General features: G+C 70.9%; 17 protein-coding genes. 5 read left to right on the top strand and 12 right to left on the bottom strand.

The features are described from left to right. Window positions 1–12 precede the first annotated feature (12 nt). The 7 genes from FM051_RS13655 to gatC all read right to left on the bottom strand — a co-directional run bounded on the left by FM051_RS13655 (window position 13) and on the right by gatC (window position 9,486). Window positions 13–2,499 (bottom strand): M14 family zinc carboxypeptidase, encoded by a 2,487-nt coding sequence (locus FM051_RS13655; protein ID WP_238412362.1) that lies wholly within the window; start codon window positions 2,497–2,499, stop codon window positions 13–15. A 95-nt stretch (window positions 2,500–2,594) separates the two neighbouring features. After that, window positions 2,595–5,177, bottom strand: coding sequence for a CHAT domain-containing protein (locus FM051_RS13660; RefSeq protein ID WP_338019470.1), 2,583 nt, complete (start codon window positions 5,175–5,177; stop codon window positions 2,595–2,597). Between the two features lie 147 nt (window positions 5,178–5,324). Then, window positions 5,325–5,603, bottom strand: coding sequence for a hypothetical protein (locus tag FM051_RS13665; RefSeq protein WP_158843286.1), 279 nt, complete (start codon window positions 5,601–5,603; stop codon window positions 5,325–5,327). Between the two features lie 379 nt (window positions 5,604–5,982). Then, window positions 5,983–7,485: an Asp-tRNA(Asn)/Glu-tRNA(Gln) amidotransferase subunit GatB gene (gene gatB / locus FM051_RS13670; RefSeq protein ID WP_158843287.1), complete on the bottom strand. Its 1,503-nt coding sequence runs from the start codon at window positions 7,483–7,485 to the stop codon at window positions 5,983–5,985. Then, window positions 7,482–7,673 (bottom strand): hypothetical protein, encoded by a 192-nt coding sequence (locus FM051_RS13675; RefSeq protein WP_158843288.1) that lies wholly within the window; start codon window positions 7,671–7,673, stop codon window positions 7,482–7,484. Before FM051_RS13675 ends, gatB begins: the two co-directional genes overlap by 4 nt. Further along, complete coding sequence (gene gatA, locus FM051_RS13680) at window positions 7,670–9,190, bottom strand: Asp-tRNA(Asn)/Glu-tRNA(Gln) amidotransferase subunit GatA (RefSeq protein ID WP_158843289.1); 1,521 nt, start codon at window positions 9,188–9,190, stop codon at window positions 7,670–7,672. The genes FM051_RS13675 and gatA overlap by 4 nt, the downstream gene beginning before the upstream one ends. Next, entirely contained in the window at window positions 9,187–9,486 is a 300-nt protein-coding gene (gene gatC, locus FM051_RS13685; protein WP_015104569.1) for an Asp-tRNA(Asn)/Glu-tRNA(Gln) amidotransferase subunit GatC, read from the bottom strand. Before gatC ends, gatA begins: the two co-directional genes overlap by 4 nt. A 221-nt stretch (window positions 9,487–9,707) precedes the next feature. On the opposite strand from gatC, the gene FM051_RS13690 reads away from it, so the two are divergent. Next, on the top strand, window positions 9,708–10,361 hold the full coding sequence (locus FM051_RS13690; protein ID WP_158843290.1) for an ACT domain-containing protein: 654 nt from the start codon (window positions 9,708–9,710) through the stop codon (window positions 10,359–10,361). A gap of 126 nt (window positions 10,362–10,487) precedes the next feature. Here FM051_RS13690 and FM051_RS13695 read toward each other — a convergent pair whose 3' ends face one another. After that, complete coding sequence (locus FM051_RS13695; RefSeq protein ID WP_158843291.1) at window positions 10,488–11,126, bottom strand: LysE family translocator; 639 nt, start codon at window positions 11,124–11,126, stop codon at window positions 10,488–10,490. 49 nt (window positions 11,127–11,175) lie between these two features. Next, window positions 11,176–11,883, bottom strand: a complete 708-nt coding sequence (locus FM051_RS13700; RefSeq protein WP_202918815.1) for a 3-keto-5-aminohexanoate cleavage protein — start codon at window positions 11,881–11,883, stop codon at window positions 11,176–11,178. Window positions 11,884–11,909: 26 nt separating this feature from the next. Between FM051_RS13700 and FM051_RS13705 the strand changes: the two genes are divergently transcribed. Further along, complete coding sequence (locus FM051_RS13705; RefSeq protein WP_158843292.1) at window positions 11,910–12,320, top strand: SWIM zinc finger family protein; 411 nt, start codon at window positions 11,910–11,912, stop codon at window positions 12,318–12,320. Here the strand turns inward: FM051_RS13705 and FM051_RS13710 are convergent. Then, window positions 12,301–12,807, bottom strand: coding sequence for a GNAT family N-acetyltransferase (locus FM051_RS13710; RefSeq protein ID WP_158843494.1), 507 nt, complete (start codon window positions 12,805–12,807; stop codon window positions 12,301–12,303). The two genes, FM051_RS13705 and FM051_RS13710, sit on opposite strands and share 20 nt — an antisense overlap. Window positions 12,808–12,959: 152 nt before the next feature. Here FM051_RS13710 and FM051_RS13715 point away from each other — a divergent pair, with 152 nt between their 5' ends. From FM051_RS13715 to FM051_RS13725, 3 genes are all read left to right on the top strand, one after another. After that, window positions 12,960–13,412: a protein-tyrosine phosphatase family protein gene (locus tag FM051_RS13715; protein WP_158843293.1), complete on the top strand. Its 453-nt coding sequence runs from the start codon at window positions 12,960–12,962 to the stop codon at window positions 13,410–13,412. Window positions 13,413–13,550: 138 nt separating this feature from the next. After that, window positions 13,551–15,500, top strand: coding sequence for an elongation factor G (locus FM051_RS13720; protein WP_158843294.1), 1,950 nt, complete (start codon window positions 13,551–13,553; stop codon window positions 15,498–15,500). A 14-nt stretch (window positions 15,501–15,514) separates the two neighbouring features. Then, complete coding sequence (locus FM051_RS13725; protein WP_202918816.1) at window positions 15,515–16,258, top strand: class I SAM-dependent DNA methyltransferase; 744 nt, start codon at window positions 15,515–15,517, stop codon at window positions 16,256–16,258. 501 nt (window positions 16,259–16,759) lie between these two features. Here the strand turns inward: FM051_RS13725 and ligA are convergent. Next, on the bottom strand, window positions 16,760–18,934 hold the full coding sequence (ligA, locus tag FM051_RS13730) for an NAD-dependent DNA ligase LigA (protein WP_158843496.1): 2,175 nt from the start codon (window positions 18,932–18,934) through the stop codon (window positions 16,760–16,762). Window positions 18,935–18,992: 58 nt separating this feature from the next. Then, entirely contained in the window at window positions 18,993–19,661 is a 669-nt protein-coding gene (locus FM051_RS13735; protein WP_158843295.1) for a hypothetical protein, read from the bottom strand. Window positions 19,662–19,669: the final 8 nt, after the last annotated feature.

Consider the following 19,669-nt stretch of genomic DNA (forward strand, 5'->3'; position numbering starts at 1 on the left):
ACCGTCAGGCGGTCAGCCGGCCGCCGACGGGGCCGCGGTGCGGTAGATGGCGTCCGCCACCTGCCAGTACAACCCCTTCGGGTGGTCGCGGAAGAGTGGTTCGGTGCCGAACAGCACCGCTCGGGCGCCGCGCGGTGACGTGCCCGCCACGACCGCCGCCTGGCCGGCCGCCTGCTCCTGGCCGCCCGACCCGTCGGCGCGGGCGATCCAGTGCCCCGCGACCAGGTCCTGGTAACGCTGCCGCGCGCTCACCCCCGGCCCGAGGTCGGTGAACCAGTGCGGCGCGTACACGAACGAGTGGCCGACCGCGCCCGATTCGTCCACCACCGACACGACACCGTTCGCGTCCTCCCGGCCCGCGACCGCCCGCACCGGCAGCACCCCGGCGTCGGCGTTGAACCGCGCGCCCGTCGCACCGCGCGTCACCACGCCACCGCGCGCCAGGAACCCGTCCACGGCCGCCTTGCCCGAGGCGTTCAGCTGGTCGTACCGCAACCCCGACGACACGAACAGCACGTCCACCCCGGACAGGTCGAGCCCGGCGTTCACCGTCGCCGTCGACACGGGCCGCACGTCGAAACCCATGTCCCGCAACGCCTTCAGCTCGTCCGCCGCCACCGCGCCGGCCACCACGGGACGCCGCAGCGGCACCCCGCCCGGCCCGGCCGCGGTGAACCTCACCCCGTACCGGTCCGACACCTCCTCCGCCGCCGACCGCGCCGACGCGGGCACCACGACCGTGCCGTCGTCCTGCCGCCGCAGCTCCAGCCCGCGTCCCAGCAGGTCGTTCACCGCCGCCGCGTCCTTGCTGTCGGCCAACGCCAGCGCGAGGTCGCCGCCCACGGCCGCCTGGACCGATCCGGTCGGCGAGGCCGCCTGCACGTCACGTCCGCGCACGTCCACCCGCCCGTCGCGCACGATGTCCACCGAAGCGCCCCACAGCAGCCGGTGGCTCCAGCCGCTGATGTCGTACATGACCGGCACCTTGTCCGAGATGTCCCGCCCGGCCTCCAGCATCACGTTGGCCAGCGCGCGTTTCGGCTGGTGCATGTCGACCACGTACGACCCGGCCGGGTACGCCCGACCGCCGAGCGAGAACCCGCGATCGGCTCGCGTCACCCGCACGTCGTGCGCGACCAGGTGGTCGACCAACCGTGCCGCGGCGGGTCCGGAACGCTGGCCGTCACCGACCGGGATGACGTACGCGCGCGGGAACTCCGTGGTGTAGCGGTCTTCGGGGCCGAAACCCGGCACGAGACCGTCCGGCAGGAACCGCTGCGCCTCGCCCGCCAGCCCCCGGCGGAACATCTCGATCTGGTTGTCCAGCATCGAAACCCGGTGCTCCTTCACGTACGTCAGCGCGCTGCGGATCGTCGCCTCGACGACGTCCGTGTTGATCGCCGAACGCCGCCGCAGTTCCGTCACCGGCTGTGTCGTGTAGTCACCCCGGTTCACTCGCATGGGAATCTCGATCGTGTAGGACACCGCGCCGTGGTACATCGAGTACTGCGCGGTGTAGATCGGCGCCCAGCCGTCCCACACGCCCGGCTCGTAGTCGCGGAACGGGATCTCCGGCTTGGCCGCCTCCGGGTGGCCGAGGTCCTGCACGGCGTCCTCCATGTGCAGGCCGCCCGCGTAGCCGTGCTTGATGTAGAGGTCGAAGTCGTAGTTCTGGCCGTGCGGCGGGGTGGTCGGCTCGATCAGCGTGTTCGACACGTACCCGTGCTCGTCCAGCATCAGCAGCGGCTGGATGCGCTTGACCACGTCCCGCATCGCCCGCGACTCCGGCTGCGAGGACGTGACGAAATCGCGGTTCAGGTCGAACCCGGCCGCGTTGGCCCGCGTCCCGGCCACCCGCCCGTCCGGGTTCGCGGTGAGGTTCACGTACACCCGGTTGCGCCGCAGGAAGTCCACCGCGGAACGGTCGTTCGTCACGGCGAGGTCCTCGATCACCCGCAGCGCGCCGTCGGTGCCCTCCCACTCGTCGCCGTGGATGTTGGCGTTGATCCACACCGGCGCCTTGTAGCCGCTGCGCAGGAAGACGTCGCGGCGCGCGCCGACCGGGTCGTTCTCGATCCGGTCGCGCCACGCCTCCTGCCTGCGGGTCTCCGCCGGGCTCTCCGGTGCGGTGAGGGTCACCAGGTAGAGGTCGCGTCCCGATTGCGACTGGCCGACGACCTCGACGGACACCCGGTTGCTGCGGCGCTGGAGGTCGTTGAGGCGCGGGGCGAGCGAGTGGTACGGCGCGAGACCGAGCTTGATCGACTTGTCGGCCTGGTCCTCCGGGTAGACGCGGAGTTCGGTGCGGCGCGGGTAGCCGGGGTTGGCGTCCGGCCGGTTGTCGCCGCGCGCGGTGGCGTGCAGCGGTGGGTCGACGGCGGCGACCTGGTTGCGCTCCGGGCCGTTGCCCGGCTCCTCGGCCCGGCCGACCGCGGGCGCGGCGGTCGCGGGTGTGGTCATCGTGGCCAGCAGCAGCACCGTGAGCAACAACGAACGCACCGGGCCCCCTCCGATCGATCGCCGAAGAACTCCTCCACCCTGAGTAGTGGGTGGAGTGATCTCCGGTCAACCGGTCGAAAGGCTGGTCAGCCGTGTTAACCCGAGCCCAGGCACACGAACGGGCGACGCAACGGGTCCACCGCCACCGCGTCGGCCAGCGCGACCGCCGGTGACGCGCCGCCGGCCAGGTTGCGGTGGAAGTCGGCCATCGCCGCCGCCGACGGCTCGTCACCCACCCGGCTGGACGCGGCGATCACCGTCCGCGCGCCGCCGGCCAGCAGGGCGCCGGCGAACCCGAGCGGCTCGTCGCCGGGACGCACGCGGTTCAGCGCCAGCTCGCACGCGGCCAGCACGACCTGGTGCGGCGGCCGGCGGACGCGGCCGACCTCGTGCGCGAACATCGCGCCGTCCACCAGCTCCAGCCGGGAGAACAGCGCGTTCTCCGGCTCGTGCTCGCCGTGCGCGGCGATGTGCGCCAGCTCCACGCCGTCCAACGCCTCCAGCACCGCGCCGACCTTGGCCTCGGTGACGCCGAGCAGCTTCGCGTCACCGTGGTAGCCCGCGAGCCGGTCGATCTCACCTTGCGCGGCCTGCAGACCGGGACCGCGCACCAGCAGCACCCCGCTGGCCGCGTCACGTTCCTCGCGGATCGCCGAAATCCACGCGGTGGCCGACGGGACGACCGTCGTCGGCCGGTTCGCGCACATCGGCAGCACGCCCCAGGGCACCACGTACAGCGCGCCCGTCGGCACGACGACCAGTTCCCGGTCACCGATCATCGGGGCCAGCGGCTGCAGCAGCAGTCGGTCCAGCTTCTCCGCCTCACGGCGCGCGGACGCCGAGATGACGTCCGCCAGCGGCTGCGGGAGGTGGTCGGGGGCGAGCGCGTTGAGGTCGGCGTGCAGGCGGCGGGCCCCCTCCGTGACGGCGGCGGCCGACCCGAGGCGCACCATGCGCACCCGAACGCCGGCCAGCACGACGGCGACCAGCTCGTCGCCGGACACCGCGAAGCTCACCATCGCCCGCCCGCCCAACCGGGCCAGCACGTCGTCCGACGTGACGACCGGGCGCGGTGTGCCCCACGGGCCGGCGCTCCACCCCATCCGGGTGGCGGCGCGCTGGCTGGCCTTGAGCCGCTCCTCCAGTTCCGCGGTCGGCAGGCCGTCGAGGCGGGCGCGCAGCAGGGCGCGGCTCAACCGGCGCACCTCGGTGATCCGCTCACCCACCTCGGAGTCCACAGTGGATTCCGCCGGGTCGTACCGGTACAGCTGGGCCCTGGTGCGCTCCAACCAGGCGAACAGGCGCTTGGCGTCGGCCGCCGAGTCACGGCCCTGCAGCACCAGCCGCACGGCGAGTTCACCCAGCTCACGGCCGTGCACGGCGGTGCCGGAGACGAGTTCCAGCCCACCGAGCCGGTCGCGCATCCGGCCCAGCTCGGCCAGGCCCGCCTTCGCCTGCGCCAACGCCACCCGCCGGTTGCCGCGGGCCAGCGCCAGTTCCGCCCGGCACAGCCGCAGCAGCATCCGGTGGTCGATCGGCGTGATCCGGCGGGACTTGGGCACGCTGCGCAGCAGCTCGGCGCCCCGGTCCGGGTCGCCGCGGCGGATCTCCAGCCGGGCCGCCAGCACCAGGGCGAACGCGGCCTGGTCGTGCAGCTTCAGCCCGGCCAGCTCGGCGGACAGCTCGATCGCCTTCGCCACCACCCTGGCCGCCGGCCGCCGTGACTCCAGCGCGCGCAGCGCGTCCACCCGCAGCGTGATCAGGCCGGCCACCGCCGCCCACGCCGGGCTGCCGCGCTGGACCAGCTTGCGCTGCGCGGCGTTCGCCATCCGCTTGGCCAGCACGAGGTCGCCGTCCTGCAACGCCGCCGCCGCGCGGAACAGCTCGGCCTCGGCGACGTCCTGCCCGATGCGCTGGCGGCGCAGTTCCGGCAGCACCTCGTCGAGCAGCCGGCCCGCCTCGTCGGCCAGGCCGACGCTGATCATCGCCTCGGCCTGGTCGATGCGCAGGCGCAGCAGCAGGCCGGGTTCGAGTTCCTGGAACGCCCGGTTGGCCTCGTGGTAGTGGCGCAGGGCGCTCGGGATGTCGCCGGCGCGCTGCACCGCGTTGCCGAGGGCGTGCTTCGCGATCGCGGCGCGCAACGGCAGGTCGTGCGCGTCGGCGAGTTCGACGGCGCGGTTCAGGTCGCGGACGGCCTTGTCGTAGCGGTGGACCTCGCCGTGCGCGTTGCCCCGGTTGGACAGCGCGACCGCGAGCAGGTCGACGGCTTCGGGGTCGGTGTGCGCGTCGAGGCGTCGTTCGCTGCGGTCGATCTCCCGGTCGAGCTGGGCGATGCCCTCGTCGATGCGGCCGACCCGGCAGAGCAGGGCGGCGCGTTGGAGGTTGACCCTGGTGGACAGGTGCGCTTTCAACGCCTCGTCGCGCAGGCCCGCGAGTTCCTGGTCGACGCCGGCGAGCTGGGTGAGGCCGTCGTCCACCTTGCCCGTCTCGGCGAGGCAGAAGGCCAGGGTGTTGAGCAGCCGGACGCGGACTTCGAGCCGTTCCTGGGGGTCGATCCCGGGGTTCTCCAGCAGCGCCAGGCCCCTGCGCATCTGCCGGATGGCGGACGGGTGGCGGTCGGCGGTGGCCGCGTCCAACGCGCTCCGGTGCAACTGCCGGGCCAGTGCGACCGGGCGCACCGGTCTGGAGGAGCCGCGCGTCCCGCGTGGTCTGCGAGCGGATGTTTGCGCAGGCACGTTCATATGAGATCACAGTCGGCATGCGAATGCCGCCGGCCTTTGAGCCGGCGGCATTCGTGCGCCGTCACCGTTGTGTCACTGACGGTATTACTTCGTCTGGGTGGATGCCGCCGGGTCGTCGGTCGGCTTGTAGGGGCCGCCCGTCGGCTTCACCAGCGGGTCGTCGGTCGGCTTGTACGGGCCGCCCATCGGCTTGACCAGCGGGTCGTCGGTCGGCTTGTAGGGGCCGCCCGTGGGCCCGACACCCCCGCCGTCGCCCGGCTCGGCTTCGGTTTCGGTTCCGGTTTCGGTTCCGGTCCCCGCGTCGATGACCTCGTCCTCGGTGGCGTCGATCTCGGCGACGAGCTTCGGGTCACTTCGAGTCATGACGTTGTCCCTCCCCTACAACGGCCCCTGTTCGGGGTTTCATCCGCGTCTGTTTGATCATTCGACCGGCCCCCCGACCTCTGCCGAATGGGCTCAAGCGTGACACAGATGGACGCAGCCATGAGAGAAAAACTTACTAAGAGCAACCAGAAACCCGATCTTGAGCCTCGCTGACCAGCACCGAAGCAGCAGTTCGAGAAGTGTTACCACTCGAATGGGCGAATGTGTTAACAGAGTGCAGGCACTCCGAGGGCCGCAATTAGGCGACTCCAGCCGGACCGCCCAACCCGGAATCCGCCCCTCCGGCCCCGGAAAACAGCGGCGGGGTGGGGCTCGCGTCGCAAGCCCCACCCCGCCGTCGAACCCGCCTGCACCCGCCCTACGAACAGCGGGCGATGATCAGTTCACGCACGCGCTTCGCGTCCGCCTGACCCTTCGTCGCCTTCATCACCGCGCCGACGATCGCACCGGCCGCCGCGACCTTGCCGTCGCGGATCTTCGCCGCCACGTCGGGCTGCGCGGCCAGCGCCTCGTCCACCGCCTTCTCCAGCGCCGAGTCGTCCGAGACGACCTTCAGCCCCCGCGCCTCGATGACGGCCTCGGGCTCGCCCTCACCGTCGAGCACACCGGTGACGACCTCGCGGGCGAGCTTGTTCGTCAGCTCACCGGAGTTCACCAGCCCGATCACCCTGGCGATCTGCACCGGCGTGATGGCCAGCTCCGACAGCTCGACGCCGCGGTTGTTGGCCTCCTTGGTCAGGTAGGCCACCCACCACGACCGGGCCTCGGCGGGCGTCACGCCCGCGTCCACCGTCGCCGCCACCAGGTCCACCGCACCGGCGTTGACCAGGTCGCGCAGCTCGGCGTCGGTCAGCGACCACTCCTGCTGCACCCGCTTGCGCCGCTCCCACGGCAGCTCGGGCAGCGTCCCGCGCAGTTCCTCCACCCATTCGCGGGACGGTGCGATCGGCACCAGGTCGGGCTCCGGGAAGTACCGGTAGTCCTCCGCCGTCTCCTTCGTGCGCCCTGGGGAAGTGCTCCCCGTGGACTCGTCGAAGTGCCGCGTCTCCTGGGTGACCTTGCCGCCGGCCACCAGCACCGCCGCCTGGCGGGTCATCTCGAACCGCACCGCCCGCTCGACGCTGCGCAGCGAGTTGACGTTCTTCGTCTCGGTGCGCGTGCCGAACTCGGTCGCGTCCTTGGCCATCAGCGACACGTTCGCGTCGCACCGCAGCGAACCCTGGTCCATCCGGACGTCCGACACGTCGAGCGCCTTCAACAGGTCGCGCAACGCCGTGACGTAGGCGCGCGCCACCTCGGGCGCCCGCTCGCCGGTGCCCGAGATCGTTTTCGTCACGATCTCGATCAGCGGCACGCCGGCGCGGTTGTAGTCGAGCAGCGAGTGCTCGGCGCCGTGGATACGGCCGGTCGCGCCGCCGACGTGCAGCGACTTGCCGGTGTCCTCCTCCATGTGCGCGCGCTCGATCTCGACCCGGAACAGCGAGCCGTCGTCCAGCGTCACGTCCAGGTAGCCGTTGTACGCGATCGGCTCGTCGTACTGCGAGGTCTGGAAGTTCTTCGGCATGTCCGGGTAGAAGTAGTTCTTCCGGGCGAACCGGCACCACTCCGCGATCTCGCAGTTGAGCGCCAACCCGATCCGGATCGCCGACTCCACCGCCTTTCCGTTGAGCGCGGGCAGCGCGCCGGGCAGGCCGAGGCAGGTCGGGCAGACCTGCGTGTTCGGCTCGCCGCCGAAGACGTTCGCGCAACCGCAGAACATCTTGGTGTTGGTGTGCAGCTCGACGTGCACCTCCAACCCCAGCACCGGGTCGAAGCGCTCGATGACCTCGGCGTAGTCCATCAGCTCGTGCACCGACGTCATGCCTTCCCGTCCTTCCGCAGACCCCGCACGGCCAGCGCCGCACCGGTGATCGCCACCAGGATGCTCGCCGCCGCGTTGACAAGCGCCAGCTTGTCGTTCTTGCCGCGAGCCGATTTCAACGTGGAGAACGCGCTGGTGGCCGCACCGGCGGCGCCGACCAGCGCGAGGACCGTCCGTGCCTTCTTCACCGGGCCGCACCCGCCAACTGTGGCACGCCCTGGATCACCGGCGCGCCCAGGGCCGCGTCGCGCGCGACCTCGTACGCCGCCGCCACCCGGTACATCCGGTGGTCCTGCAACGCCGGTGCCATGATCTGCAGACCGACCGGCAGACCGTCCTCATCGGACAGTCCACTCGGGACGCTCATGGCGGCGTTGCCGGCCAGGTTCGCCGGGATCGTGCACAGGTCCGCCTTGTACATGGCCATCGGGTCGCCGGCGCGCTCACCGATCGGGAACGCGGTGGTCGGCGTGGTCGGCGAGACCAGCACGTCCACGGTGGCGAACGCGGCCTCGAAATCGCGGGAGATGAGCGTCCGCACCTTCTGCGCCGAGCCGTAGTACGCGTCGTAGTAACCCGACGACAGCGCGTACGTGCCGATCATGATGCGCCGCTTCACCTCGGGGCCGAAACCGGCCTCGCGGGTCAGCGACATGACCTCCTCGGCGCTGCGGGTGCTGTCGTCGCCGACCCGGATGCCGTAGCGCATCGCGTCGAAGCGGGCCAGGTTGGACGAGGCCTCGCTGGGCGCGATCAGGTAGTACGCGGGCAGCGCGTAGTCGAAGCTCGGGCACGAGACCTCGACGATCTCCGCGCCCAGCTGCTTGAGCTGCGCCACGGCCGCCTCGAACGAGCGCAGCACGCCCGGCTGGTAGCCGTCACCGCTGAACTGCGTCACCACGCCGACGCGCACGCCGGTCAGGTCGCCGTTCGCGCCCTCGCGGGCCGCCGCCACCACGGGCGGCACGGGCGCGTTGATCGAGGTGGAGTCCATCGGGTCGTAGCCCGCGATGACCTCGTGCAGCAGGGCCGCGTCCAGCACGGTCCGGGCGCACGGCCCGGCCTGGTCCAGCGACGACGAGAACGCCACCAGGCCGTACCGGGAGACACCGCCGTAGGTCGGCTTCACGCCGACCGTGCCGGTGACCGCGCCGGGCTGGCGGATCGAGCCGCCGGTGTCCGTGCCGATCGACAGCGGCGCCTCGAACGCGGCCAGCGCCGCCGCCGAGCCACCGCCCGAACCGCCGGGGATGCGGTCAAGGTCCCACGGGTTGTGGGTCGGGCCGTAGGCGGAGTTCTCGGTGGAGGAGCCCATCGCGAACTCGTCCATGTTGGTCTTGCCGAGGATCACCACGCCGGCTTCCTTGAGCCTGCGGGTGACCGTGGCGTCGTAGGGCGGCACCCAGCCTTCGAGGATCTTCGAACCGACCGTGGTCGGCACGCCCTCGGTGGTGAGCACGTCCTTGAGCGCGACCGGCACGCCGGCCAGCGGACCGACGTGGGCGCCGGCGGCGATGTCCTCGTCGACCTTGCGGGCCGCCTTGAGGGCGCCCTCGGTGTCGACGTGCAGGAACGCGTTGACCGCGCCGTCGACCTCGCCGATCCGGTCGAGGTGGGCCTGGGCGACCTCCACCGCGGAGACCTCGCGGCTCGCGATCCTGGCGGCGAGCTCGGCGGCGGTGCTGCGAATCAGGTCGCTGGTCATGCTTCCTCCCCGAGGATGCGGGGCACGCGGAAGCGGCCGTCCTCGGCGGCGGGGGCGCCCGCGAGCGCCTGCTGCTGACCGAGGCTGGGACGCACCACGTCCTCGCGGAACACGTTGGTCAGCGGAACGGCGTGCGAAGTGGGCGGGATGTCCGCGGTGGCGATATCGCCCACCGTGGCCACCGACTGCAGGATCACGTCCAACTGGCCGGCGAACAGGTCCAGCTCGTCGTCTGTGACGGCGAGCCTCGCCAGACGGGCCAGGTGCGCGACCTCGTCGCGGGAGATGCTGGGCACCTCGTCAACCCCCGTGGGTCGGATTTTCGTATTTTGGACCTGCCGAGTCTATTGGCTGGTCAGGCCGACCTTCGACCGGGTTACCCGCGCTCGCGCGCGTGGGTGCGCGATTTTACCGGTGTGCAACGCGCCTGGTGGGTCGGAAAGCGAAGCTGCGTCTGCGAGAATCATCGGCCGGCGAGTCCCACCTCGATGCTCCACCAGCCTTGGAGGCGTGCACCGTGTCCTTCCTGATCCGGGTCCAGCTCCCGGACCGTCCCGGCACACTGGGCGCGGTCGCCTCCGCGCTCGGCGCGATCGGGGCCGACATACTGAGCGTGGACGTGGTGGAGCGCGGGGCGGGTGTGGCCATCGACGACCTGGTGGTCGAACTGCCCTCCGGGCGGCTGCCCGACGTGCTGATCACCGCCGCGGAGTCCATCGAGGGCGTCGAGGTGGACGCGGTCCGGCCGTACGCGGGTGTGCTGGACACCCACCGTGAGCTGGAACTGGTGGAAGAGGTCGCCGAGGACCCGCGGAACGGGCTCGCGGTGTTCACCGAGGGCGTGCCGAAGATCATCCGGGCGGGCTGGGCGGTCGTCGTGTCGTGGAACGGCAGCACCGTCCACCGCCTGACCTCCTCCTCGGCCGCACCGGAGACGAAGCTGGAAACCCCGCCGTGGCTGCCCTTGGCGCGGGCGACCGTCCTGGACGGCGAGGACGACTGGGTCCCCGAGACCTGGCGTGAGCTGGGCACCGAACTGGCCGCCACCCCCCTGGGCAAACCGGACCGAGTCCTCCTGGTCGGCCGCCCAGGCGGCCCCATGTTCCGCGCCGCCGAGGTAGCCCGCCTAGCCCACCTGGCAGGCATCGTCTCGGTAGTCCTCCCCGACTGACCCGGGAGTCGAACACTCAGGACTCGAGAGTCGAACCTTCAGGACCCCTGAGTTCAACGTTCGGAACGTTGAGTTCAGGGGTCCTGAGTGTTCGACTCTCGTGATCTGGAGGTTCGACTCTCGGGATCAGTCCTTGCGGCCGGTGGTGGCGATGGTCACGCCCAGGCCGATCATGGTGAGGCCGCCGAAGCCGCCGACCAGGGCCAGGCGGCGCGGGGAGCGGGCGAACCAGGTGCGGGCGGTGGCGGCGACCAGGCCCCACACGCTGTCGGAGGCCAAGGCGATGATGTTGAAGATGAGACCCAGCAGCAGCATCTGAGCCACCACGTGGCCCTGGGCCCGGTCCACGAACTGGGGCAGCACGGCGGCGAAGAACACGATCGTCTTCGGGTTCGCCACGCCGACGGCGAAGCCCTCCCACAACGTGCGCAGGCTGCCGTGCGCCGGACCACCGCCGTTGAACGAGGCGTGCAACGCCCCGCGCTGCCGCACCGCCTTCACCCCGAGGTACACCAGGTATGCGGCACCCACGAGTTTCAGGGTCGTGAACACGATCGCCGAACGCTCCACGATCGCCCCCACACCGACGGCGACAGCGACGACGGCCGCGTAGGCCCCGAGCGTGTTACCCAGCACCGTGATCAGCGCGGCCCGCTTGCCCTGCGCCAACGCCCGCCCCACCACGAACAGCACGCTCGGCCCGGGGATCACGATCAGCAGGAACGACATGGCCGCGAAGGCCAGCAGCCGGTCAGTGGACACCATGCGGTCAACGAAACCACCTCGACCACCCGCACTACCAGCGCTTTTCCCTTCAGCCGGCCAGCTTCACGAGCTGCGCGTTATTAAGAGCACGCGTGCCGTCACGGGCGGTGAGCGTGTCTTCCAGGCCGATGCGGGTGTCGAGCCCACGCGACAACGCGTAGTCGAGGACCGGCCACGCGCTGTCGTCCTCACCGTGCAGCAGGATCGGGACGCCGAGCGGCGCGAGCAGGTCGAGCAACCGTTCAGCGTGCCGGGTCGTCTCCCCCGGCTGGACCTCGGCCAGCACCCGGACCGTGCCCTCCGGCACACCGGCGTCCACCAGGGACCGAGCCGCCTCCTCGTGGAACACGCCCAGCTCGATGCCGATGCCCGCGTCGCGCAACGCGGCGGCGGCGTCACGCCAACCGTCCTCGTGGACGTTGACCGAGGCGAAGTCCGGACGTCCGGCGGACAGCCCCGCCCACCCGCGCACCAGCTCGGCCCGCCGGACCGGGTCCGGCACGATCCACGCGGCCGTCGTCACACCGATCTCCACGTGCGGCACGGCCGCCCGCACCACGGAGACCGCCGTGGCGACCTCGGGACCCGCCAACACCTCCAGGCCCACCACGTCACGCGGGTGCAGGTGGAACGACGTGACGCCCAACTCGGCGCACTCCACGGCGTCGGCCGCCAACTGCTGCGGGGTGATCGGCACACTAGGGTGGCTGCCCGGCTCACGGGCACCGTTCAGACAAGCCTGGAGCACGAAACCCACCGAACCACAAGGTGTTGGATACCGCCATGCCGACGCTGACCTCAGCCCTGCTGCGCCACCACGCGGGCGCCAAGTCGTACTGGCGCGGGTTGACCTACCGGGACTCCGTGGTCGAGCTCGCCGTGCGGTCACGGCACGTGGAGGGTGTCGTGGTCGGCGCGGCCGAGTACCGGGTGACGTTGGAGTGGGAGGGCACCCACCTGGCGGGCTCCTGCTCGTGCCCGTACGGGTCGCAGGGGTTCTTCTGCAAGCACTGCGTCGCGGTCGGCCTGGTCCTGCTGGAACGCGGCCTCACCGTGCCGCCGCCGGACGCGGAGGACGAGGAGCTGCGCGTCCGCCTCGCCGAACTGGACCACGCGACGCTGGTGGAGCTGCTCTACGACCGGGCTTCGCGGGACCGGTCGCTGCGGGACGAGATCATGCGAGTTCGAGGCTGAACCCGAGCGCGGTCACGTCCACGCCCGGCACCGGCCGCCAATCGCGTTCCGGCAGCCGCTGGAAACCCAGCCGCTGGTAGAGCCGGTGCGCCGTGATCATGTGCTCGGAACTGCTCATCACCAGCCGCAGCGCGCCCAATTCCCGTGCCCGCACGATCACCGCGCGCACCAACGCCTCGCCGACACCGCGACCGCGCGCGGACGGGCTCACCGCGAGCATCCGGAACTCCACCTCGCCGTCCCGGCTGACCTCGGCGTACGGGGTGCCCGGCCGGACCACCGTGACGGTGCCCAGCACGGTGTTCTCCACGTCCACCGCCACCAGCAGTTCCGCTTCCCGGGCGCGGGTGCGGGCATCGACCAGCGTGTCGGCGTACCCGCCGGTGTGGCTGTCGATGTGGCGGTCGGCCTGGTAGGCGGCCACGGTGATCGCACCCGCCGCCGCCCACTCGTCTTCCCTGGCGGGCCTCACCACGACGTCGGCCATCTGGTACCCCTCCACCCTCGCGGAACGTCCCCGATTGTCGTCCACACAACTGCGCCGGAAACCTTCGATCAAGGTTTGGGCCGGTTCCGGGCCGGATTAGCTCTCGGCGAACCCCGTTCCGCCCGCAAGACTGCGGGCGTGATGATGGCCGCGTGATCCTTTCCGGTGCGATCGAACTACCCGACGGCGCTTTCGTGCGCGGTCGCGGCCTGCGGAAACCGACTCCCGAAGGGGCCCCCGACTACGGGCTCTACCTCGGCTCGCCCCGGATGCGGCGGTCGGTGCCGGCGCGCGCGGAGGGCCTCCCCTGGCCGCACGAGTGGATCGAGTGGCCGGACTTCCGGCTGCCCAAGTCGCCGGAGCGGGCCGTGGCGCTGATCCGGGACCTGCACGCGCGGGCCGTGGCCGGTGAACGGGTCGAGGTGGCGTGCGGCGGCGGTGTCGGGCGGACCGGCACGGTGATCGCGTGCCTCGCCGTGCTGGCGGGCGTTCCATCGGGTGAAGCCGTGGCGTGGACGCGGGCCCACTACAACCGGCACGCGGTGGAAACGCCCTGGCAGAAGCGGTGGGTGGCGCGCTTCCCGAACGTGACGTCCCCGCGTTAATCGGTTGCCGCGGTCGCGAGCCGGCTGCTTTGGTACTCGGCGTTCTTGGTTGCCGTCGAGCGAGGAGAACGACCGTGCGAGCTGTCATGCCCTTCCAGAAGGTCGTATTCGCCTGTCTCGAAGAGGACATGACACTTGGTGCGAACGCTGAACCTGGGGATCCTGGCGCACGTCGACGCCGGTAAGACGAGCCTGACCGAGCGGCTGCTCCACGCCGCCGGTGTCATCGACGAGGTCGGCAGCGTCGACGACGGCAGCACCCAGACCGATTCGCTGGCCCTGGAACGGCAGCGCGGCATCACCATCAAGGCCGCGGTGGTGTCGTTCGACGTGGGCGGCACTTCCGTCAACCTGATCGACACACCCGGTCACCCGGACTTCATCGCCGAGGTGGAACGGGTGCTCAGCGTGCTCGACGGCGCGGTGCTGGTGGTGTCGGCCGTCGAGGGCGTGCAGGCGCAGACCCGCGTGCTGATGCGGGCGTTGCGGCGGTTGCGCATCCCGACGCTGGTGTTCGTGAACAAGGTGGATCGGCGTGGGGCGCGGCCTTCTTCCGTGCTGCGGGACATCGCTGTTTTCCTGACTCCCGCTGTCGTTGCCATGGGTCGGGTGCTCGACGCCGGAACCCGCGGTGCTTCCGTCGTGCCGGGAATCGGGGACGGTGCGGTCGAGGTGCTGGCCGAACACGACGACGCGGTGTTGGCCGCCTATGTCGAGGGTCGGGAGCCGCCCTCTCTCGCTGCGGTGGTGGCGGCGCAGACGCGGCGGTGCGCGGTGCACCCGGTGTACTTCGGCTCGGCGATCACGGGTGCGGGTGTGCCGGAGTTGGCGGCGGGTGTGGCGGAGTTCCTGCCCGTGTCGTCCGGTGATGCCGACGGGCCCGTGTCGGGGTCGGTGTTCAAGGTGGAACGCGGGGCGGCCGGTGAGCGGATCGCTTACGTGCGCATGTTCTCCGGGACTGTGCGCGTGCGTGACCGGGTTCATGTCCGGGTTCGTCGTGAGGAGAAGGTCACCGGCATCAGCGTGTTCGCCCAGGGGGCCGCGGTGCGCCGTGACGCCGTGCGCGCGGGTCAGGTGGCTCGGCTGTGGGGGTTGGAGGACGTCCGGATCGGTGACGCGATCGGTGTTCCGCCTTCTTCCCGTGAGCACCGATTCGCGCCGCCGACGTTGGAGACGGTCGTCGTGCCGTCGCGTGCAGCCGATCGCGGGGCGTTGCACGCGGCGTTGACGCAGTTGGCGGAGCAGGACCCGTTGATCAACCTGCGGCACGACGGGGTGCGGCAGGAGATGTGGGTGTCGCTGTATGGCGAGGTGCAGAAGGAGGTCGTGCAGGCGACGTTGGCCGGCGAGTACGGGCTCGAGGTGGAGTTCCGCGAGACTTCCGTCATCTGCCTGGAACGGCCGGTCGGGGTCGGGTCGGCGGTGGAGTTCATCCGTCAGGGCGACAACCCGTTCCTGGCCACGGTGGGGTTGCGGGTGGAGCCGGGGTCCGGGGTGACGTTCCGGCTGGGCGTCGAGTTGGGGTCGATGCCGTTCGCGTTCTTCAAGGCGGTCGAGGAGACCGTGCGGGAGGCGCTGGGGCAGGGGTTGTGCGGGTGGCGGGTCACCGATTGCGCGGTGACTGTGACGCATTCCGGTTATTGGGCTCGGCAGTCGCACGCGCACGGGACGTTCGACAAGAGCATGTCCAGCACGGCGGGTGACTTCCGGTTGCTGACGCCGTTGGTGCTGATGTCGGCTCTGCGTTCGGCCGGGACCGAGGTGCTGTCGCCCGTGCACCGGTTCTGGTTGGAGGTGCCGAGTGATGTGCTCGGTGTGCTGACGCCGGTGATGGCGCGGTTCCGGGCGGTGCTGTCGAGCAGCGTGCCGCGTGGGCGGACGACGGTGGTGGAGGGCGACATCCCGGCGGCGTTCGTGCACGCGTTCCAGCGGAAGGTGCCCGGGTTGACGCGTGGCGAGGGTGTGTTGGAGACGTCTTTTTCGCACTACGCGCCGGTGCGTGGTGAGGCGCCGGTTCGGGAGCGGACCGATCAGAACCCGCTCGACCGCAAGGAATACCTGCTGCGCGTGACGCGGCGGACCGAGTAGCAACGGAGGCAGTGTTGTCCAGCAGCTATGACGTGATCGGCAATCCGTCGTTCTTCGGCCGTGTGTGGGCGGAGGACTACGACAGCGAAACGGAGTTGGACCCGACTCCGGCAGTCGACTTCCTGGCCCAACTGGCCGGCGGGCGGAGGACTTTGGAACTGGCCATCGGCACCGGCCGCGTCGGGTTGCCGTTGGCGGCGCGCGGGGTGCCCGTGGAGGGGGTGGAGGGATCGGAGCTGATGGCGGCGAAGCTCGCCGCCAAACCGGGCGGCTCGGACGTGCCGGTGACGATCGGGGACATGGCCGACGTGCCCGTGTCGGGCCGGTTCGCGTTGGTGTACCTGGTGTTCAACACGATCTTCAACCTGGTGGACGTGCGGCGGCAGGCGGACTGCTTCGCGAACGTCGCGCGGGTCCTGGAGCCGGACGGCGCGTTCGTGATCGAGACCTACGTGCCGGCCCCGTCGCACTTCCCGGACGGGAAGCGGGTGCAGGCGCTGTGGGCGGACGCGGAGTCGGCGGCGATCGAGGTGTACGACGTCGACCTGGCGGCGCAGCGGTTCGTGAGCCAGAAGGTCATCTTCACGGCAGACGGCATCCGCTTGAAGCCGCACGCGGAGCGGTACAGCTTCCCCGGCGAGCTGGACCTGATGGCGGAGCGCGCAGGTCTGCGCCTGGCCGAACGCTACGAGTCCTGGGACCGCCGCCCGTTCACCGGCTCCAGCCCCGGCCACGTGTCGGTGTACCGGCCGATGTGACGGTGACGGTGACGCGGCGTGGCAGCCGATGTGTCACGCCGCCGGGCAGCGGCACGGCCCGCGCGAGCGGTCGGCCCGCGCGAGCGGTCGGCCCGCGCGGGCGGGGTGCGGGATGCGACGGGCGGGGTGCGTCGCGCCGTGGTGCGGCGATCTCGGAGTGCGGGCGATCTCGGAGTGCGGCGCTGGCGTGCGGCAGGTCGAGTGCGGGGTGCGGTGGACGGGGGCGGGTGCGGTGGACGGGGTCGGGTGATCGGAGTGCGGCAGGCCGAGTGCTGCGGGCCGTGTGCCGTGTGCCGGATCGACGCGTTCGGCCCGCCGCTTGGGTCGGGGCGGGGTGGGCGGTTGGGCGGGAGTCGGGTGGTTGGTGGGGGCCTCGTTGTTTCAACCGACGTTTCAGGTTGGCAATAACGGTGTTATTTTTAGGTTCTCGGGTCGTGATCACCCGATTGTGTATCGCGCCTCCTAGAAAACTGCAGGTCAGCGGTGGGCTTGAGGTTGGGGTCAGGGCTCCTGTGTCGCGGAATCCGGCTCGGGGGTTGTGGCTTCCGGTGTGGGGTCTTCTGCGATGGTGGCTACCTTGGTGGCGGCTTCGGGGCCTTCGGTCAGCAGGACTCGGAAGCCCGCTTCGTCCAGTACCGGGACCTTGAGCTGGAGTGCCTTGTCCGCCTTCGATCCCGGTGACTCGCCCACCACCACGAACGCGGTCTTCTTGGACACCGAGCCCGCCGCCTTGCCGCCGCGCGCCAGGATCGCCTCCTTGGCCTCGTCCCGCGAAAACGTCTCCAGCGAGCCCGTCACCACGACCGACAAACCCTCCAGGTTGCGCGGGATCGAGGTGTCGCGTTCCTCCGCCGTGCGCACGCCCGCCGCTTGCCACTTCTCGACGATCGTCTGCCGCCAAGGGGTGTCGACCCACTCGCGCACGGCGGTCGCGATGGTGGGACCTACGCCCTCGGCCGCCGCCAGTTCCTCCTCCGAGGCTTTGACGATGCGCTCCAAGGAGCCGAACTCCTGGGCCAGCGCACGGGCCGCCGTGGGGCCGACGTGGCGGATGGAGAGCGCCACCAGGACTCTCCACAGTGGACGGTGCTTGACCGTCTCCAGGTTGTCCAGCAGCTTCACCGCGTTCGCGGTCAGCTCGCCGTCCTTGGTGCGGAACAAGTCGATCTGCGCGAGCTTCTCCGCGTCCAGGTCGAACAGGTCGCCCTCGTCGGAGTACACCGGGGACTCGACCAGCGCCGCCGCCGCCTCGAAGCCCAGCACCTCGATGTCCAGCGCGGAACGGGACGCCAGGTAGGCGAGGCGTTCGCGCAACTGACCCGGGCAGCCCGCCGCGTTGGGGCAGCGGATGTCGACGTCGCCTTCCTTCATCGGGCGCAACGCGTGGCCGCACTCGGGGCAGGTCAGGGGCATCTCGAACTCGTAGGCATCCGCCGGGCGGGCGTCGATCACCGGACCCAGCACCTCGGGGATCACGTCGCCCGCCTTGCGGATCACGATGCGGTCGCCGATCAGCACGCCCTTGCGCTTGACCTCACTGGCGTTGTGCAGGGTCGCCCGCGCCACCGTGGAACCGGCCACCTTCACCGGCTCCATCACCGCGAACGGCGTCACCCGGCCGGTTCGACCGACCTGCACCTTGATGTCCAGCAGGGTCGTCGTCGCCTCCTCCGGCGGGTACTTGAACGCGATCGCCCACCGGGGCGCGCGGGACGTGGTGCCGAGGCGGCGTTGCAGCGACGCCTCGTCGATCTTGATCACCACGCCGTCGATCTCGTGCACGGCGTCGTGCCGGTGCGCGCCCCAGTACTTGACGTGCTCGTCGACCTCCTCGAACGTGCCCAGCACCTTGGTGTGCGAGGACACCGGCAGCCCCCACGCGCGCAGCGCCTCGTACGCCTCGGACTGCCTGGTCGGCTCGAAGCCGTCCCGCTTGCCCAGCCCGTGGCAGATCATCCGCAGCCGGCGCGACGCCGTCACCTTCGGGTCCTTCTGCCGCAGCGACCCGGCGGCGGTGTTGCGCGGGTTGGCGAACGGCGGTTTGCCCGCCTCGACCAGCCGCGCGTTGAGCTCCAGGAAGTCCTCCACCGCGAAGAACACCTCGCCGCGCACCTCGACCAGCGCGGGCACCGGGTACTCGTCGGTCCCGGTCAACGTCTCCGGCACGTTCTCCAGCGTGCGGACGTTCAGCGTGACGTCCTCGCCGGTCCGCCCGTCGCCGCGGGTCAGCGCCCGCACCAGCCGCCCGTGCTCGTAGAGCAGGTTGATCGCCAGCCCGTCGATCTTCAGCTCGCACAGGAAGTGGGCGTTGTCGCCGACCTCCTTGCGCACCCGCTCGAACCAGCCCTGCAGCTCCTCGCGGGAGAACACGTTGTCGAGGCTGAGCATCCGCTCCAGGTGGTCGACCGCCCTGAACTCGGTCGAGAACGTGCCGCCGACGAGTTGCGTGGGCGAGTCGGGCGTGGCCAGCCCGGGGTGCTCCTTCTCCAGCGCCTCCAGCTCGCGGAGCAACGCGTCGAACTCACCGTCACTGACCGTCGGCGAGTCGAGGACGTAGTAGCGGAACTGGTGCCCGCGCACCACCTCGGCCAGCGCGGCGTGCTTCTCCCGCACGTCGGCGGGCACGTCCTCGACGCCCTCGGCGGGGGCGTGGGTCGGGTTCTCGATCGAAGCCATCGATTCCACGGGGTCGCTGCTGGTCACGGCATGAGCCTAGCCAGGGGGCCCGACGATTTCAGGAGGGATCCTCGAGCATCGCCCGGACCAGGTCGCGGAACTCCAGCAGGCCGATCGTGCCCTCCGGTTCGGTCGACGCGGTTTCCACCCGGCCCAGCCGTTCACCCGCCAACCGCTCACCCAGGGTGACGTCCAACGGCAGGAACGTCATGGTCTGCCTGGCCGCGTCGTCCAGGTTCGTGAACTCGGGGTGGTAGACCGCGACGTCGACCAGGCCGTCGGACACCTGGGCCACCACGCGCACGTCGGCCAGCCGGATGCGGCGGGCGCCGAGGTTGATGGTGACCTGGGTCGGGTCGGGCACCGGGGGCACCGAGTCGTGGTACTCCCAGATCATGTCCTCGGACGGCGCGGCCTTGATCCACGCGTCGGTGTAGGGGCGGAGCTTCGGGTCCTCCTGGCTGGTGATCACCAGGGCGTAGATCGCGCGGTGCCCGCGTTCGAGGGAGAACTCCAGGTCGGGGTGGATGCCGGCGACCAGTGCCCCGATCTCGCCCTCCACGCGGTGCGGCTCGCCGTCGCCGAGGGCCGCGCTCACGGTCGGCAGGAGTTCGAACCACGCCTGCCAGAACGCCACCGCGGCCTCGTCCGGGTTGGGCAGGTGGACGGGCTCGGGCACGGACACGGGCTCGGGCACGGGCTCGGTGCGTCGGCGGAACCAGCTCATGCGCTCAA

The organism is Saccharothrix deserti (genome assembly GCF_009769385.1).
Lineage (GTDB): Bacteria > Actinomycetota > Actinomycetes > Mycobacteriales > Pseudonocardiaceae > Actinosynnema > Actinosynnema deserti.

Excerpts from the sequence above, each read along its gene's own strand:
- FM051_RS13665 (WP_158843286.1), bottom strand. The coding sequence starts at position 5,603 with ATGACTCGAAGTGACCCGAAGCTCGTCGCCGAGATCGACGCCACCGAG.
- gatB (WP_158843287.1), bottom strand. The coding sequence starts at position 7,485 with ATGACGTCGGTGCACGAGCTGATGGACTACGCCGAGGTCATCGAGCGC.
- gatA (WP_158843289.1), bottom strand. The coding sequence starts at position 9,190 with ATGACCAGCGACCTGATTCGCAGCACCGCCGCCGAGCTCGCCGCCAGG.
- FM051_RS13695 (WP_158843291.1), bottom strand. The coding sequence starts at position 11,126 with ATGGTGTCCACTGACCGGCTGCTGGCCTTCGCGGCCATGTCGTTCCTG.
- FM051_RS13705 (WP_158843292.1), top strand. The coding sequence starts at position 11,910 with ATGCCGACGCTGACCTCAGCCCTGCTGCGCCACCACGCGGGCGCCAAG.
- FM051_RS13710 (WP_158843494.1), bottom strand. The coding sequence starts at position 12,807 with ATGGCCGACGTCGTGGTGAGGCCCGCCAGGGAAGACGAGTGGGCGGCG.
- ligA (WP_158843496.1), bottom strand. The coding sequence starts at position 18,934 with ATGGCTTCGATCGAGAACCCGACCCACGCCCCCGCCGAGGGCGTCGAG.
- FM051_RS13735 (WP_158843295.1), bottom strand. The coding sequence starts at position 19,661 with ATGAGCTGGTTCCGCCGACGCACCGAGCCCGTGCCCGAGCCCGTGTCC.